Source organism: Orenia metallireducens, from assembly GCF_001693735.1.
In the GTDB taxonomy this organism is placed as follows: Bacteria; Bacillota; Halanaerobiia; order Halobacteroidales; family Halobacteroidaceae; genus Orenia; species Orenia metallireducens.
Genome location: NZ_LWDV01000010.1, coordinates 392,781 through 410,931, shown reverse-complemented (window position 1 = coordinate 410,931; position 18,151 = coordinate 392,781). Strand labels below are relative to the sequence as shown.

The 18,151-nt window shown below is 31.1% G+C and carries 14 protein-coding genes; 10 read left to right on the top strand and 4 right to left on the bottom strand.

The window, feature by feature from the left end; genetic code table 11:
• Positions 1-434: 434 nt before the first annotated feature.
• The 9 genes from U472_RS14000 to U472_RS13965 all read left to right on the top strand — a co-directional run bounded on the left by U472_RS14000 (position 435) and on the right by U472_RS13965 (position 12,941).
• A complete protein-coding gene (locus tag U472_RS14000) occupies positions 435-1,088 on the top strand; it encodes a hypothetical protein (protein ID WP_068719368.1) in 654 nt (217 codons plus the stop codon).
• 116 nt (positions 1,089-1,204) lie between these two features.
• Positions 1,205-3,259: a flotillin family protein gene (locus U472_RS13995; RefSeq protein WP_245684821.1), complete on the top strand. Its 2,055-nt coding sequence runs from the start codon at positions 1,205-1,207 to the stop codon at positions 3,257-3,259.
• Positions 3,260-3,269: 10 nt separating this feature from the next.
• Entirely contained in the window at positions 3,270-8,138 is a 4,869-nt protein-coding gene (locus U472_RS13990; protein ID WP_068719367.1) for a DNA repair ATPase, read from the top strand.
• Positions 8,139-8,374: 236 nt separating this feature from the next.
• Entirely contained in the window at positions 8,375-9,289 is a 915-nt protein-coding gene (locus U472_RS13985) for a hypothetical protein (protein ID WP_068719366.1), read from the top strand.
• Positions 9,290-9,602: 313 nt separating this feature from the next.
• The gene (locus U472_RS16920) at positions 9,603-9,755 is read left to right on the top strand and encodes a hypothetical protein (protein ID WP_176714185.1); all 153 of its coding nucleotides are present in this window, start codon (positions 9,603-9,605) and stop codon (positions 9,753-9,755) included.
• A 246-nt stretch (positions 9,756-10,001) separates the two neighbouring features.
• Positions 10,002-10,286, top strand: a complete 285-nt coding sequence (locus U472_RS13980) for a calcium-binding protein (RefSeq protein ID WP_068719365.1) — start codon at positions 10,002-10,004, stop codon at positions 10,284-10,286.
• A gap of 26 nt (positions 10,287-10,312) precedes the next feature.
• Positions 10,313-10,582, top strand: a complete 270-nt coding sequence (locus tag U472_RS13975; RefSeq protein WP_068719364.1) for a hypothetical protein — start codon at positions 10,313-10,315, stop codon at positions 10,580-10,582.
• 53 nt (positions 10,583-10,635) lie between these two features.
• On the top strand, positions 10,636-11,622 hold the full coding sequence (locus U472_RS13970) for a hypothetical protein (protein WP_141677996.1): 987 nt from the start codon (positions 10,636-10,638) through the stop codon (positions 11,620-11,622).
• Positions 11,623-11,639: 17 nt separating this feature from the next.
• Positions 11,640-12,941 carry an IS1096 element passenger TnpR family protein gene (locus tag U472_RS13965; RefSeq protein ID WP_176714184.1) on the top strand — a complete coding sequence of 434 codons (1,302 nt, stop codon included), beginning with the start codon at positions 11,640-11,642 and terminating at the stop codon, positions 12,939-12,941.
• A gap of 71 nt (positions 12,942-13,012) precedes the next feature.
• On the opposite strand, the gene U472_RS13960 is transcribed toward U472_RS13965, so the two are convergent.
• Both U472_RS13960 and U472_RS13955 read right to left on the bottom strand, forming a co-directional pair.
• The gene (locus U472_RS13960; protein WP_068719361.1) at positions 13,013-13,585 is read right to left on the bottom strand and encodes a DJ-1/PfpI family protein; all 573 of its coding nucleotides are present in this window, start codon (positions 13,583-13,585) and stop codon (positions 13,013-13,015) included.
• Positions 13,586-13,601: 16 nt separating this feature from the next.
• Entirely contained in the window at positions 13,602-14,072 is a 471-nt protein-coding gene (locus U472_RS13955) for a GNAT family N-acetyltransferase (protein ID WP_068719360.1), read from the bottom strand.
• 256 nt (positions 14,073-14,328) lie between these two features.
• Between U472_RS13955 and thrC the strand changes: the two genes are divergently transcribed.
• A complete protein-coding gene (gene thrC / locus U472_RS13950; RefSeq protein WP_068719359.1) occupies positions 14,329-15,825 on the top strand; it encodes a threonine synthase in 1,497 nt (498 codons plus the stop codon).
• 832 nt (positions 15,826-16,657) lie between these two features.
• Here the strand turns inward: thrC and U472_RS13945 are convergent.
• Both U472_RS13945 and U472_RS13940 read right to left on the bottom strand, forming a co-directional pair.
• A complete protein-coding gene (locus U472_RS13945; protein WP_083189926.1) occupies positions 16,658-17,347 on the bottom strand; it encodes an ISL3 family transposase in 690 nt (229 codons plus the stop codon).
• Entirely contained in the window at positions 17,347-17,862 is a 516-nt protein-coding gene (locus tag U472_RS13940) for a helix-turn-helix domain-containing protein (protein ID WP_068719357.1), read from the bottom strand. The genes U472_RS13945 and U472_RS13940 overlap by 1 nt, the downstream gene beginning before the upstream one ends.
• Positions 17,863-18,151 lie beyond the last annotated feature (289 nt).

Below are 18,151 nucleotides of genomic sequence, written 5' to 3'. Positions count from 1 at the left end.
ATTCTTTTTACTTCTATTCACTGGTAAATACATCCATATAAATTTCATCTATTAGCACAACGCGTAAATATAGGATATGATACAATTAAAGGTTAACGAGGTATATGGCATGAGAAGATGATTTAAACTTAAAACCGATAAATAAATTAAAAATTTTAAATTCTCTCTGCCAATTATTCTGAAAAAGAAAGAGAATACTTGACATCTAAAAATTTACATGATAGATTAAAAAAGTAATAAAAAACCAGCAGGAGATCTTTGATAAAACTATATACAAGAAAAGAAATATTTTGTAGTATAGGTTGTAACTGAAATTAAAAATATAGATATGTGATCTTAAAGATTAGCTTAAGTATAAGTCTAATTAAAATAATGTTTTATGTTTTGCTTAATCTTAATCTTAGAATTTCATTTATCTATAGAAAGGAGAGTTTATGGAATATATTCAATTTGCCTTTACTGGAATTAATATCTTAGCTACAGCTTTTTTAATTATGGTAATAAGCTACTGGGTCTTAATAATATTGGGTATTTTTTCTTTTGATGTCATTGAATTTGACTTAGATATAGATTTCTCGTCTAATATGTACTTTGATGGTGGAGTTGAGACAAAAGATCCAAAATTAGAGATTGGTCCAATCAGATATTACTTTTTACGGATATTGAAATTTTTAAATCTTGGTTCTGTACCTCTTATAATTTATGGGACTATCTTCTTTCTTGTATTATGGGTTTTGAGTATGTTGGTTTATTATATAAATATTTCTCCAAGATCTATTTGGGGGTTCTTAGCATTTATACTAAACTGTATAATCTCAGCCTTCATAACTAAAGGGATTACAGAACCTTTGAAGAAATTTTTTGATTCTATGGAAGATAGGAGTGATATCGAGATTATTGGTCAGAGTTGTATCTTAAAATCTAATTTAAACTCAGTAAATATTGCTCAAGCTGAGATTGTAGTTGACGGATATCCTATTATAATAAATGTAAAATCATTAGGTGAAAGTATTATAAGGGGGAGTCGAGCAGTTGTAATTTCTAAAGATAGGGAGAAAGAGGTTTATATTGTAAGAGAGCAACTATAGTTATTGACTATGAGTTTACAGAAACTTACATAAATTATATAAATAAGATATTGTATATAAAGAAGTATAAAGCTTCTTTTATATAAAAACATAATTTAAGGAGGGTATAAATTGGAATGTTTGATATAGGAATGGTGGAAATGATATTGTATGTAGTTGCAGCAGTAGCCTTTCTTATATTTATAGGGTTTCCTATATTATTGACTTTATTTTATAAGAAAGTTGATCAAGGAACTGCAATTATAAAAAATGGAATTGGTGGGTCAAAGGTATCATTTACTGGAACTTGGATTATTCCAATCTTGCACCATTGTGAACTAATGGATGTATCGATTAAAAGAGTGGAAATCGAAAGAAGCGGTAAGGCTGGCTTAGTATGTAAAGATAATTTAAGAGCTGATATCAAAGTTGCTTTTTTTGTAAGGGTAAATCATACCGAAAAGGATGTATTAAGGGTAGCTAAAGCTTTGGGGACTAAAAAAGCTTCTGATACTGATACTTTAATGGAGTTTTTTGATGCTAAATTTTCTGAGGCTTTAAAGACAGTTGGTAAGAAGTTTGAGTTTACTCAGCTTTATACTGAAAGAGATACCTTCAAGGAAGAGATTCTTCAAGTTATAGGAACTGACCTGAATGGTTATGTCTTAGATGATGCTGCTATTGATTATTTAGAGCAGACAAAGATAGAAAATTTAGATGAGAATAATGTCCTGGATTCAGAAGGTATTAAAAAGATTATCGAATTGACTGCTGAGCAAGCAATAAGAGCCAATGAAGTTAAAAGAAATAAAGAGAAGACAATTGTAAAACAGGATGTAAGTGCTAGAGAGGCTGTCTTAGAACTTCAAAGACAACAGGCTGAAGCAGAAGAGAAGCAAAAAAGAGAGATAGCTAATTTGAAAGCGAGAGAAAATTCTCAGATAAAGATTGTAGAGGAAGAAGAGCGATTAAAGGCAGAAAGAACAAGGATTAAGACAGATGAAGAGATTTCAATTGCTGAAGAGAATAAAGATAGACAGATTATTATTGCTAGAATAGCTAAAGAGGGAACAGAGTCTGTAGAGCAAGAGAGAGCAAGAAAAGAGACTGAGATAGAGAGAACAGAGAGAGAAAAGATAGTTTCGCTAGCGGAGATAGCCAAGGAGAAGGATTTAGAAAAAGAGAAGAAGAGTATGCAAGAGGTAGTCAGAGAGAGGGTAATAGTAGAGAAATCGGTAGCTGAAGAGGAAGAGAAGATAAAAGATACTAGAGAGATAGCACAGGCTAATAGAGAGAAGAAAGTAAGTACTACAAAAGCTGAAAGTGATGCAGAGGTTAAAGCAATTGAGAAGATCAAACTTGCTGAAGCAGAGAAGAGAAGTGCCCAAGAGTTAGCAGAGAAAGAGGTTATTATGGCAGATACTGAATTGAAGACCTCCCATAAAAAGGCTGAGTCTATTAAGATCATGGCAGATGCTAAGGCTGAGGAAGCTTCTGTACAAGGAATCTCTGACTCTAGAGTAATGAAGGCACAAGCAGAAGCCTTTGAAGCAGAAGGTGCTTCAAAAGCTAAGGTTGAAGAGATGCAAGCAGCTGCAGAAGCTAAAGCAATCAAGATTAAAGGTGAATCAGAAGCACAAGTAATTAGAGAGAAAGCATTAGCAGAAGCAGAAGGAATCAATAAGAAAGCAGAAGCAATGAAGAAATTAGATGCTGTAGGAAAAGAGCATGAAGAATTTAAATTGAAGCTAAATAAAGATAAAGAGGTAGAATTAGCACAGATTGGTATTCAAGCTGAGATAGCAAGAGCACAGGCAGAGATAATGAGAGATGGCTTGAAGAATGCTAATGTAGATATCGTGGGAGGAGACTCTATCTTTTTTGATAAGCTGATCAACTCAATCAGTACTGGTAAGCAAGTAGATGGTTTAGTTAATAACTCCAAAGTTTTAACAGATGTAAAGGACACCTTTTTTAATGGTGATATAGAGAATTTTCAAAAGCAATTAAAGACTTTAATTGATAGTTTTAATGTTGATTCTGAAGCTATTAAGAACCTTACGATTTCCAATGCTATAATGAAATATATGGATAGTTCTAATAATACTCCAAATACAGTTATAAGTAGATTGCTGGACAAAGCTAAAGAGCTTGGAGTAGAAAATGATCCAATAAAATCGATAATTGGGTAAGGGGATAGATATGAGCAAAGAAAGTAAAGAAGAGAAAAAGCAAGAGGGTTTTGCTTCATATAATGTTATTAGAAATAGACTGCTAGAGAGTTCAGCAGAGTTAAAAGATAAGTTAGAGAGGTTGAATCAAAAAAGAATTGAGATATATGGAGAGACTAAAAATACTTTAAAGAAGAGTGAAGCTATAGTTACAGAGAATAGCTGTATACCTAGAGATATAGTTCCTATAGGCAATAAAATTATATTAGGGTACAATGTCCATTTAGGATTGAAATCAGAAACTAAATTAAGTGATGTCTTCTCTGTATATACTTATAATGGAACTAGATTTGCTAGAGAGGATTACTCTTTATTAGATGATAAGCAGTTTAAAAGTGATTTTAGAGAGCTATATCAATATTATAAAGAGAGCTTTTTTGCTAAGTTCCATGAGAAAGATAATTTTATCTATATGGTCTTTCAAAATGGGGAAAAGGTAGATGATATAAAGAGTTTTAAATGGGTGCTAAAAGAAGATGGGACTATAGATTATTTGGGAAATAGATTCAGCCATGAGATTACATATCCTACCCAGCAAGAGATTGAATGGAAAGAGACTACAAGAGAAGACCAGGTTGCTGGTCTTCATCCCCATATCTCTATTGAAGATCGTGTATTTGTAGAGACTATTGGTGGGACCTTGACCTTAAAGATAGAGGATAATACAAACTCTGGGGAAGGGATTTATGCAGAAGAGGTAGAGCAAAAGGACCAGAAGCTTGATGATGCTGATATCTTTTATGCTATAGTAGGAAACCTTATCTTACTTAAGATGAAGCCTTATCAGGAAGATAATTATAGATATATAGTATTTAATGAAAAGACAAAAGAGGTAGAACGGATAGATTCTATTGGAAAATCGCTAGTATTACTCCCTGAAGGTCATGGAATAATCTTTCCTGATGGGATCTTCTTGCAATCAGGAGGCTTTAAGAGGTTTGAACTAAACTATCAGAATATAGTCTTTCAGAATAAAAAGGCTTCAATCAATGGTGAAGATTATCAATATATCTTTTTTGATAAGGTAACTGGAGAGTACTATATTCATAATTATAATATCATCCATCAAGATATAGAGACTCCAATAATCTGTAATGGATATTCTCATTTTGATAATGGAGAGATGATTATCTTTAAAGCAGGACAAGAGCCTAAAAGAAATCATACCATCCAGATTTGGCAGACCTCCTTTACTAAGAGTATAGTAACGGCAAAAGAAGAAGAGAAAGATGGGTTCTTATATAATATAGGGAATAAAGAGATAGTCAGGCTGATGGCTGATTGTTATTCTCTCTATAATCTATCGAAAAAAGATGATAGTTATTATGGCTTGTACATAGATATAGTAAAAGATGCAGAAAAGATTATAAATAATTATTTTTGGGTAGATAAAGAGGAAGCCTTTAATCTAAAAGAGTCCCTTTTAAAGATCAAAGAAGCAGGGGCAATTGCAATTAAAGAGTTTGATAAGGTTACTAAGATAAAAGAGAATACAGTCAAGCAATATAAGGAAGTTGAAGAGAAAGTAGAGGATATAGCCAAAGCAATAGGTTATACTACTTTTGAGAAGATAAATGATTTTGTAAAATATCTGACCAAAATAAGAAAAGTAAGAGGAGAAATTGCTGGGTTAAAGGACTTACAGTTCATTGATGAAGAAGAAGTCAAAACACTAGCTGCAAACATAAAGGAGAAGAATGATAAATTATCAGAGGATTGTGTAGAGTTTTTATTAAAGGATGAGAGCTTAGATCCTTATATTAAAGAAGTAGAAGAGATAGAAGTTCAACTAAATGATGTTGAAAAAGTTATTGATGGAAGAGAATTGAATGAAAAGATAATAAAGGTGTCAGAGGAGTTAGAGCTTTTAATCAATATAGTAAATAATTTAAAGATAGAGGATGCGACTAAGACCTCTGAAATAATTGATAAGATCTCTCTACTCTTTTCTAATTTAAATCAAAGTAAATCAAAATTAAAGAATAAGATAGATAATCTAAATGCTAAGGAGCAAGAGTCTGAGTTCTATTCTAAACTAAACTTATTGACTCATTCTGTATCAAACTATTTAGATTTATCTACAACTGTGGAAAAGACCGAAGATTATATGTCAAAGATAATAGTACAAATTGATGAGATGGAGAGTAAATTCTCTGATTTTGATAACTTTGTAGTAATGTTAACTGAGAAAAGGGAAGAGATAATATCAACTTTTGAATCAAAAAAGCAACAATTACTGGAAAAGAAGAATAGAAAGATAGATTCTTTGAGTAATGCTGCTGAGAGAATCTTTAAAGGCTTAAAAAATAGGGTCAAGTCCTTTGAAGAAGTAAGCTCTATCAATGAACTCCTTTCAACTAGTCCCATGGTAGATAAGATTAGAGATATTATAGAACAGCTAATAGAACTTGGAGATAGTACCAAGGCTGATGATATTGAAAATAAGTTAAAGTCCTTGAAAGAATCTAGTATCAAGCAGTTAAAAGATAAAAAGGATCTATTCTTAGATGAAAATACTATTAAATTTGGAGATAATCATTTTTTAGTCAATAGTCAAAAACCTGAACTGAGTTTGCTTAAAAAAGAAGATGGATTTTATTTTCATATCTCTGGTACCGATTTTTGGGAGAAGGTAAATGAAGAGGAGTTTATTAAGTATAAAGAGGTTTGGGAGCAGAAGGTTATATCTGAAAATGATGATGTATATCGGGCAGAATTTTTGGCCTATAATATCTTCAAAGGATATCAAAAAGATAATTCTTTAGAAGAGTTATATCAAAAAGAGCAGAAAGATTTAAGTAAGGTTGTAAAGAAGTACATAGAGAACCATTCTAAAGAGTATTATACTAAGGGTGTTCATGACCATGATGGAGCAAAAATATTAAGTGCTTTAGTCGATACCTATCTAGAATTAGAGTTGGCTTCCTATAATCCGAAAATTAGAGCCATCGCAAATCTATTTTGGGAATGTGAATTAGCTGAAGATAGAAAAGAAAGACTGGAGAATAGGTTAAAGACTGTAAATCTTATATCAAAATACTCTAAGCGAGGATTGGTAGAAGGATTTATTCCAACATTAGCTAAAGAGATAGAATCCTTCGTAGCTAAGAACCGCTGGATAGAGTCCCATCAATTTACTAACGTCGCTGAATATCTTGCTAAAGAGATAAGTCAGCATGAGAATTTTGTAGTAAGTACAGAAGCAGCAGAAGTATATGAAGATTTTAATAATTTCCTTATTTCAAAGGGTGCTAAGGGAGATTTTAAGAAGTCTTTAGAGAATTTAAAAGATGATTTAGAGGGCAGATATATCTTAGTAAATGAATGGGTCAAATCTTATCTCTATGAGAGAAAATTAGATTTCAATGACTATATTTATGAGGTTATATCTATTTTAATCTTAGGTGATTATTCTAAGCGGAGAATAATCAATAAAAAATCTGAGATAGTTATAGATAAGCTGGTAGGAACCCATCAATCTATTAAGAATGGTGAATATAGGGTAAATATTGTAGAGTTTTTTGATAAGCTAGATAACTTTAAAGAGAATATTATCCCTCAATATGAAGAGTTTCAGAAGTTAAAGTTTGAGAAGATTGAAGCTATCAAGAATCAGATTAATTTTAAAGCATTGCAGCCAAAGGTATTGACTTCCTTTGTAAGAAGTAAGTTAATTGACCAAGTTTATCTGCCTTTAATTGGAGATAATTTAGCCAAACAGATAGGTACAGCAGGAAAGAGCAAGAGAACTGATAACATGGGGATGTTACTGATGATATCTCCACCTGGTTATGGTAAGACTACTTTGATAGAATATATTGCCAACAGATTAAATATGATGCTTGTTAAGATAAATTGCCCAACTATAGGTCATGGTGTTACCTCCTTTGATCCAGCAGAGGCTGAGAATGCCAGTGCTAGAGAAGAGCTGAAAAAGTTAAATTTAGCTTTTGAGATTGGCAATAATGTGATGATTTATTTAGATGATATCCAGCATTCAAACCCAGAGTTCTTGCAGAAGTTCATCTCCTTATGTGATGGGCAGAGAAAGATTGAAGGAGTTTATAAAGGAATTAGTAAGACCTATGAATTTAGAGGTAAGAAGGTTGCTGTAGTAATGGCAGGAAACCCTTATACTGAGAGTGGAGATAAGTTTAAGATTCCTGATATGCTAGCAAATAGAGCTGATGTATATAATCTAGGAGATATGTTAAGGGAGAATGAAGAAGCCTTTAAGCTAAGCTATATAGAGAATGCTATTACTTCAAATAGTTACTTGAACAAGATATATATGAAGCATCCTGAGGATATCTATAAGTTAATTCAAGCTATTGCTACAGGAGATAGAGGTGATATCAACTTAACTGGTAGCTATACTGAAGAGGATATAGAAGAGGCTTTAAAGGTCTTAGAGAGTTGTCTAAAGATAAGGGATGAGATATTGAAGGTAAATATGGAGTATATCTATTCCTCTTCCCAAAGTGATGAATATCGAACAGAGCCACCATTTAAATTACAAGGCTCTTATAGAAATATGAATAAGATTGTGGAAAAGGTAGTCCCCATTATGAATGATAGTGAGATAGATAGACTAATAGAGAATAGTTATAACAATGATGCCCAGACTTTAGCAACTGAAGCAGAGGCAAGCTTATTGAAGTTCTATGAAGTTACTGATAGAATGAGCGAAGAAAGAAAGGCAAGATGGGCAGAGATAAAAGAGATATATCTTAAGAAAAAGTCAGAACAGGATGGTCAAAGGGTAATAGAGGTAATTAGAGAATTGAATAATATAGGGGAAAGTTTAAAATTGATAGGAAGTAGTATGAAAAACAGTTGATTTTTCTTAAAGAGAGATAATAGAGAAGAATATCAAATAATAGTAGAGAAATAAAAAGAGGATTCTTCTAAAAATGAAGAATCCTCTTTTTATTTTTTTGTCTTATAAATTTTATTTTTTCAAAAATAGTTGACAAAGAACTAAAAGGGGATTAAAATAACAATTGAGATATGTAATAGTTATAACAATTACAACTATTACATATAATAAATAATAAATGAGCGGAGGAAGAGTAGATGGATGGTAAAGTCAACTTAATTGGACAATTTGCAACTGATTGGCTTAAATATAGTGATTATGAGATTAAGGAAAGTTCAGCAGGCGAAGTTTATATTACTCCAGCTAAAGAAGCTAGTTTTACTATGTATAATCCCTTTAATGTAGCAGAAGATTTGATTTTAGATTTAATAAATCTTGGTGATAATGCTTTAAAATTAGAAGCAGATAATCAAGAAAATCAAGAGAAATTAAATAATGATATCTTAATATTTGCTAGAAAATATGGCTTATTAGGTTTGATAAGTGCCAGTGTATATAATCGAAATGTCATAGGGGATAAAAAAGTCTTGTTGATTGAAAATAACTTGCTTACTAAAGAAAAGATGATGAATGAAAGTAATTATTTAAGTAAATTTATTCCTTTTGCAGAAAAAGGAGATATTGTAATTAAAGAATATAGAAATAGTGTAGATATAGTAAAGAGAGAAGATTCCCCTAAGTATTATGGTAAGCGACCTATTGTTTTAGACCTTGTCTTTTCAAGATTTTATTCTGAACAGCTTAAGTGGATAATAGATTTTGCTAAGATGATATCTTCACATTTTAATCAACTATTAATATATCAAAATGAAGCTAGTAATTTGACTGAGAATGTTACAATTATGGCAGGTAAGTTTCAGGCGCATAAAATTGGTTTTACAATAAATCAATTGGATAAAACCAATATTGCTTGGCAGTTTGATTCACTAAAAACTGCTATAGAAACGGTGTATGCCTTTGCAGTTACTGATGAATCAACATTAATTAATAGATGTAAGTACTGTGATAGTGCTTTTATTTCTAATAATACTAGAACTAAATATTGTAGTGTATCCTGTAGAAATTGTGCTAATGTTCAAAAGAGTAGGGAAAGAAAAGCCAAGGATTCTTAAGAATAAGGGATGTTAAGCAATTAAGACTTATTTAGATGATAAAACTATTAAAGGCTGATGATATGAATTCATATCATCAGCTTTTATCAGTAGAAATATAAGATTTATTCGCTACGCTTTGAAGAGTAATAATAGGGTGGAATCTTAATCCAGTCTATTATTCATTTACTTTGTTTTAGTTTCATCACAAGAGTTGCTTCAAAATTTTCTTAGCAAAAAAGTAAAATTTAATACCTTAGCAGATTAATTTTGTATTTGGTGAACTTTGGGTATAAAATTAATTATAACAAGTTAAAAAAAGGAAGAATAGCTAATGGAAATAGAGTTAAATGTAGGTGATTCAATAGAAGTAAAATCCAGTGTAAAGTGCCCAGATAATGAAAAAATTTCAATAGGAGGATGGCAGGGAAGAGTCCTAAATATATTTGAGATTAAAGAAGATACTTATACTTGTACTGTTAAATGAGATAGTATTACCTTAAAAGAGATACCTGAAAAATTTATTATTGCTAGCAAAGAAGAAGGTTTAGAGTATGACAAGATGAATCTTGATGCTAAAGATTTAGAGAAAGTTGAGCCTAAAGATAGTAAAGAAGATGTAGAAAAGGTTATTAATCAGATTGAAGAAGAGTATGATTGAGTATTTTGGGGATTTGGAGAGCAGGGGAAAAGGATTAATCAAATTTTAAAAAATACCAAGAATAGAGATATTATGGCAACTTTATATGCATGGGGAAAACATTTAAAAGAGGTTCTTGACTTTCCTTTTGAAACTGAGGTTTTTGAATATCAAGAAAAAGGAGGTCCTTTAAAGCAAGGTGATAGGTTGAATGTTAAGAAAATAAAGATGGTAGATGACTTATATGGAATAATTATAGAAGGTAGAGAAGGTAGGGAGATATATCATTTTCCTTTATGTAATTTAGAAGCTATCGATAAGGAAAGCTCAAATTATAAATATCTAGATGATTACGCAGTTTGGTTTGCTAATCGTTAAAATAATAGAAGTGAGGTGAAAAATTAATGAGCAGAAGTTCTTTAGAAGAGAAGTTACGGGGGCTTAATAAAGAAGAATTATATGATTTAATTCAAGGGATGCGATTAAAAATTTTAGAATCAGATGAATTAATTTTAGAGTGGTTAAAAGAAAATGAAGTAGATTGTAAAAGTTCAGTTGATGATGATTTATTAATGACCTATTGGTGTAAGGCTGAAGAGATAATATCAGAGTTTAATGAGTATGGTGGTGGTTTACGGTATGAGGAAGATAAAGCATATGATTATCTGATTTGATTGAAGGTAATAATATTTCAACTAGAGTTAAGTTTGGATTTATAGATAGAGTTATGAAAGAATATAAAATTCAAAATTCCGGTTTTGGTGATACTTTAATTGATCTTTGTTTTGAAATTTGTGAAACTGAGGAAGAATGGCGACATTTGGTAAAGAAACTTAATAATAATCCTTCAGATTGGGATAAGGAATTAATGATGGATATTTATAAAAATGCGCTTGATGATGATGAAGCTTATTTAGTGGAAAGGAATAAAAAGTTATTATATGGAATGGATTATTGGGATTTAGCTACTTTTTATATTGATAGAAGTAATATAAAGAAAGCTATAGAGATTACAAAAGAAGGAATACTAAAAGGAAAAGGTAGAGTTACTGAACTATATGAATATTATTTTAATTATTTTGCTAATAAAAATAATCTGGAAGAACTAGAATGGCTTGTAGAACAAGCATTAAAAAGGGGAAAAGAAGGTAAGAATATGCTTGATAGGTTATTTGAATATCATAAAAAACAAGGTGACTATAAAAAAGCTAAAGATATTTTGCAAAAATCATATAAATTTATTAGAAATAATGGTTATTATGAAGAGTATAAAAGAGCAAAAGAATTTTTAAAAGAAAATGATTTTGAGTTGCTAGAGGATGAAATTATCAAAAAAGCTAAGGATAATAATATTGAAGAGTATTTAGAGATATGTTTGGATAAAGGTTCAAAAGAAGATGCTCTCAATATCCTTTTAGATATTTGCTCAGAAGAAAGTTATTATTACTGGACTAATCGTTTTGATAATTTTGCTAAGAGATTAAAAGAAGAGTTTCCTAAGCAAATTGTAGAGTATTATTGGAAGAGTGCTCTTAGGAAGATTGCTCAGAAAAAGAGAGAAGAGTATCGGGTTGCAGCTATATATTTAAAAGAAGCTAAGGGTATTTATATTCATTTACTAGAGGATAGGTCTACTTGGAAAAAACGTTTTTCTGCTTTAAAGTTAGAGTTTAAAAGGAGACGGGCATTGTTAGATGAAATAAGTCATTTATAATGAAAAAGGAGAGAAAGATGAAATTACATATAACAGAAGAAATTCCAATTATGAAAGATTTCCCACAATTTATTGAATATTTAGAGAAGAATAAAATTGAATTGACTAGAACCAGTGAAAACTTAAAGGGACCAGACTTATTTAGGCTTAATCAGCTAATGTCAGAACAAGTAGCAGATACAACTAAAAAGAGTCACCAGAGAATTTATCCAGTGTTGCATCTATTTTATAATCTAGTAGTAGAAGGAGGACTATTTAAAAAAGAGAGAAAGGGGAGTAAAATATTTCTTATTCCCACAGAGCGATTAAAGGAGTACAAAAAACTAACTTTAACAGAAAGATATATCTTTTTGTTAGAAACTTTCTGGGTTGATTGTGATTGGGATAAATTGCAGGAAGGAGGAATAGGTAAAAATCCTTTAGGTTCATTTTCAATTTGGATTGAGAGAATAGATAAGAATATTATAGGAGAAATACATACGTTAAAGAGAATAACTTCAGATTTATTTTTCTGGGGATATTTTTTAGTTTATTTCTCTCATTTTGGTTTTTGGGAGGTCACTTATAAACCTAAGGAGGGTTACTCTAAAAGCACTTATATTGGAAAAACTATTGAAATTACTCCCTTTGGATTTATAATGATGAAAATATTAGGTCTAACAAGGAAGCTAGATTATTGGAATTTATCCCAAAGAAAAAAGCTAGGTGATTTTAAAGGCAAGCCAGGTGCTCCTTTAGCTATTAAAGAGTCTGACCCTTTTGATGAATTCTTTTTTATCTTTGGTGAAGGGGGTAGCATGATGTCTGATAGTGAAGATGGTGATAAAGATATAGAAGAATTTGAAGAGTGGGAAGAGGAGAAGTTTATTGAAGCTTTCATTTCAGTTTTTCCAGAAGGAGAGCTAAAAAATACTCTTCATAGAGATAGTGAAGAAGATGGATTTAAAGAAGGTAATTATTTATTCAAAATTATCTTAAATCGAAGTAATTGGTGTCGGGTTAAGCTTAGTGCTAAGCATACCTTAGAAGATTTACATCTATCTATTGCGGGTGTTTTTGATTTTTGGGATGACCATCTTTATGCTTTTTTCATGGATGGAAAAGCTTGGTCTGGAGAAGCTATTAGTGATCCTAGAGATAGTGGAGCAAACACTGATGATTTCCAGATTGGAGAGCTTGGATTAGAAGAAGGGCAAGAGATAATGTATATCTTTGATTATGGTAGTGAAATTAGATTTAGGGTTAAATTAGAGAAGATTGATGATGAAGATGAAGAGATAGAAGAGCCTGTTGTAGTTGAAGAGAGAGTGAAAAATTGAATTTGATTTTTAGATTAAAAGAGGTTAACTTCTAACTTAGAAGTTAACCTCTTTTAGAAGATATTGAAAGTCTAATTTATAGAGTAACCTCCATAATCCATCTGTTCTCTGATTTTCTCTTTAACCTCATAACCTGCTAGCTTCTCACAGAGATATAACCCCAAATCGATTGAGGAGCTCACACCTCTGGCAGTGATGATACTACTTTCATCAACAATTCTCTGATCTAAGACCTCTTGACAATAGCCTTTAAGCTCTGTGAAGGCATTAGGGTGAGTAGTAGCTCTTTTGCCCTTTAATAATCCTGCTGCTCCTAATAATAGAGAACCAGTACAGACTGATGCTATCAGATCACAGTCTTTAGCCGTTTTAATCCAATCTAGGAAATTAGTATCTTTAATTAAAGTTCTAGTCCCAAAACCACCTGGTATAATTACTAGATCAAAGTTACTCAAGTCTGCCTCTATTTTGGTAGCAGTGAATTTTAAGCTTGTAAATTCATTAATCTGACTCTGAGAATAAGCGCAAATTTCCCATTCTAACTTTGGGATAAAGTCCATTGTCTTTAGTCTGACTAGGGGATCATAAATCCCAATCAAATCTAATGCAGTCATTCCATTAAAAACTATAAAAGCAACTTTCATTAATTTCACCTCTATTTTAAGATAATTTCATTGTCATCCAAATTATTTTATCTTTTTTATCAGGTTGAAATTCATCTTCTACAAACCCCATTCTTTTATAAAATCCCAATCCTGTTCTACTACTAGGAACATGAAGTCTTTCTATCTCTTTTTTCTTAATAGACATTAATAAATGATCAAATATAAATCTACCTATTCCTCTACCATGTAATTCTGGTTTAACAAAAAAATTAGATATAGAATATTTTGGGGAATCATTATCGCCAAAATTAGCAATTGCTCCTGTACCAATAATTTTGTCATCTTCTTCGACAACATATATCTCTTTCCATTCCATTTGCTCTTTTAATTTTTCTGGTTTATTATATTCTTTAAACTTTTCAACTACCTCTTTTGAATGGTGTTCTATCATAACTTCATCAAAATTCCTTTTGATTAACTCCCAAATATGCTCAATATCTTCTGCTCTTATCTCTCTAATTTTCACCTTAATTCACCCCTGTTTCAAATTTAAATGCTGATTTTCATCTAAATTATTCTTTAAACATACTCTATTACCTATTGTAATACAATAAAGTAGAATTTTTGAATATAAATTACAATAATGTTATTTTATACAAAAAACATCGTAATATAGATAATTAAATTTTTCATCCACCAATTATCAATTCTACATTGTCAACTACCCCTTCCTTTGATATAATTAAGCAAAATAAGATTTCGAGTAGAAAGGATGGAGTAGGATGAAATATATCAGTACGCGGGCAAATTATGATGAAGTTAGTGCAGCAGAAGCAATACATTTAGGAATGGTTCCAACAGGAGGATTATTTGTACCTGAAAGTGTACCTACTTTTAGTGAAGAAGAGATTTATCAGATGAGTGAACTAAGTTATCAAGAGATTGCTTTTAAAGTATTAGAGAAGTTCTTAACTGATTATAGCCAAGCAGAGATAAGAGAGGTTATTGAAGCAGCTTATAATGAAAATAGTTTTAATAAGGAGGATATAGCACCAGTTGTTAAGCTAAATGATAATACTTATATCTTAGAATTATGGCATGGACCAACAGCAGCCTTTAAGGATATGGCATTGCAGATACTACCTCATTTATTGGTGAAGGCGATTGAGAAGAGTGGCTCCGATAAGGAGATAGTTATTTTAGTAGCTACCTCTGGTGATACAGGAAAGGCAGCTTTAGAAGGTTTTAAAGATGTAGATGGGATTAAGATTATTGTCTTCTATCCTAATGATGGAGTTAGTAAGGTACAAGAGGCTCAGATGCTGACTACAGAGGGGGATAATACTGTCGTTGTTAGTGTAGAAGGAAACTTTGATGATTGCCAAAGTGCTGTTAAAGAGATTTTTGGAGATGTTGACTTCAATAAATTAGTCAATCAGAATGGATACCAATTTTCTTCAGCTAACTCGATTAACTGGGGAAGATTAGTACCACAGATTATCTATTACTTTGCAGCTTATGCTTACTTACTTAGAGATAAAGGAATTGAAGCAGGGGAGAAGATAAATGTCTCTGTTCCAACAGGTAACTTCGGTAACATCTTAGCAGCCTATTATGCTTCTCAGATGGGATTACCAGTTAATAAGTTCATCTGTGCATCTAATACTAATAAAGTATTAACAGACTTTTTAAAGACGGGTGTTTATGATATAAATCGTGACTTCCATAAGACTATTAGTCCATCAATGGATATTCTGATATCTTCTAACTTAGAGCGATTTTTATTTGAAATGACTGACCATAATGCTGAGAAGATTAAAGGATGGTATAATGATTTAAAAGAGACAGGTAAGTTTGAGATTGACGAAGCTACTAAAGCCAAGATTAAAGAAATCTTTGTAGGGCAATGGACTACTGAAGAAGAGACACAGGAGACAATCAAACAAGTCTTTGAAGAATATGACTATACCTTAGATACTCATACAGCAGTAGGAGTCGACTCTTATCGAAAGTATCTAGAGGAAACAGGTGATAAGACAGTAACTATAGTAGATTCTACAGCTAATCCTTATAAATTCAGCAAAGCAGTGCTAGAAGCATTAGAAGGAGAAGTTGCAGAAGAGAATGAATTTAAAATCTTAGACAATTTAAATCAACTAACAGGTTTAGAGATTCATCGAGGCTTAAAAGGATTAGAAGAGAAAGAGATTAGGCATGATAGAAATTGTGATAGTATAGGAATTAAAAGTGAGATTAAAGATATTTTGAATGTGAAATAAAGTGTGGGTGTGAGTATGAGGAATATTCATAATTTTTTTCAAAAAATCATGAATATCTTTCAAAGAATTGGACACTATAATAAATGTAAGAGGTCAGCAATGGTCGAGGGAAGATTGATATATGTTCCATCTGGGATATATATCAATCGAGCAAAGATCATTATAGGCTGTGATGGTCTATAATGGTCGGCGTTAAGATCAGCATAGGTTCTGAGAGGGTCAATAGTTCAGTCTGAAGGGATTGCTATTAGGCTCTTCAGGGATTTATGTTGGTCGACCTAAGAAGATACTAGGGTATGCCGGGATTTTGTGGCAGTCGAGAGATTGTCCAAGGTTCTTAGATTTGCTCTAGTATCTTCGAGCAAAGATTATTGTAGGCTCGGAAAGGATCTATAGTAGTCGAGAGATTGCTGTGGGTTCCTGAGGGTCTGCAGTAGCCGGAGCACAGATCATTGTTGGCTTCTTGCTTTTTTATTTTTTGTTAAAAGATACGGCTAGATAGATTAAATTAAAGAATTTCATTAAAATATAATTAGTTATTAAAAGAATTGTTAGCTACTCGTACTGAGGAAGACGATAAAAATTAAAATCCTAGGTTGGCTTATCTTTTATGAAGATTATGACTCTTCCACGACTTTTGTGAAAAATAACTTTGATAATGTGTCAAAAATTAAATCAAAATAATTTTATTTTAAACCATAATAATACATTTATAATTTTTCTAATAAAATCTAATAAAGATTATATAATTTAAATATCCCTATACTTGATAAAAATACCAATTTAAAATATAAACTTATGCTAAAAATTAGTAACTTCTAAAATTAAACAATTAAACGTATTTAAACTCTAAGTGAACTCTTAAGTTGAAATTCTCTTGGTTACGATAACCATATCCTCTACGCTTAATGTTTTTGATTTTATGATTATTTCCTTCGACTATTCCATTGGATATTGGATAATCATAATAATTCAAAATATATGGCAACCAATTATCAAGAGTACTGCAAAAAGATTTTAATTCTGGAATATCAAATTCTGTTACTAAATTCTTAAAATAATCAATAAAGGCAAGAGCTTTTTCTTTAGTTTTAATTTTGAAGAAGTTTCTAAACTCTTCTTTCAAATAGTGTAGTTGAGCTAGTTGAGGATATTTATTGCAAGCTGTTATTAAATTTAACAATTGGTTTTCTGTAAGGTCTTCTAAATTCTTAAGAAGTGCCCAACGTATTTTAAAGACTTCGTCTTTATTATGATGTTTCTTGATATGATTTTGAGTATGCTTTCTTGCATCATCTGTATCTTTGTGTAATTTTTGTGATAAATGAAAACGATCTATTACCGGTTTTGCATTGGGAAGAGACTTTAATACTGAATAACAATAACTTCTACTCATATCCATAGAAACAGCTTGAATGTTTTCTTTAACCTCTTGAGGTAAACTGCTTAAATATGGAACTACATCACCCTTTCTTCTGCCAGATATAACTGTAACAGGATTACCAGTTGCTTGATTATATATTACTGTATTGTAATTATGACCTTTACGTTTGCTATATCATCAATACCTAATAACGTTAAAGGCTCTGGTTCTAATGATTCTAATTTATCTTTAGCGTAGAAATTATAGATTCTTTGACATGCTCCATGACTAATACCAATAATATCTGCTACATTTTGTATAGTATTTTTATGAGCTAAGGTAAAGATGTATTTCTCATAAGCAATTGTACGCCTTTGATGTTTTCTTATAAAATTAAAGGTTTCAGTAAAGGGGTGTTCAGGGTTACAACTGCATTTATAACGTTTTATTTCAAGAGAAATTATCGTTTTTAAATTCCAGATAGGTAAATGCTCATAATCTTGGTATCTTCTATCATGAACTTTATTAGTAATATGACCACATCTAGGACAATAAACTTGTTTATTGCTAGATGTTGCAAATATATTAAATATGCCATTATTTACATTGAAATAGATTATGTCTAGGTCTTGTAAATCAAGTAATTTTTTTATAAAATTATTATTGATTTGCATCCGATATATTCTCCTTTCATTGGATTAGGCATATTTAATGATAAGGAATATATCGGTTTTTTTGTAGCTATTTTTGGTGTTAATTTATGGTGTTTTTATTTAATCACAAAGTTCGTTGTTGAACCAAAATGGTTTAACAACGAAATTTATGATTAAAGATAATCATAGTGATAAGAGAAGTATAGGAATTCAAATTTAAAATTTATTTTAAAATAATTAAAAGCGATTATTTAGCCACAGGTCAACACAGATGAAATCTGGATAAAGGTCAAAAGATAAAAAGATTAGT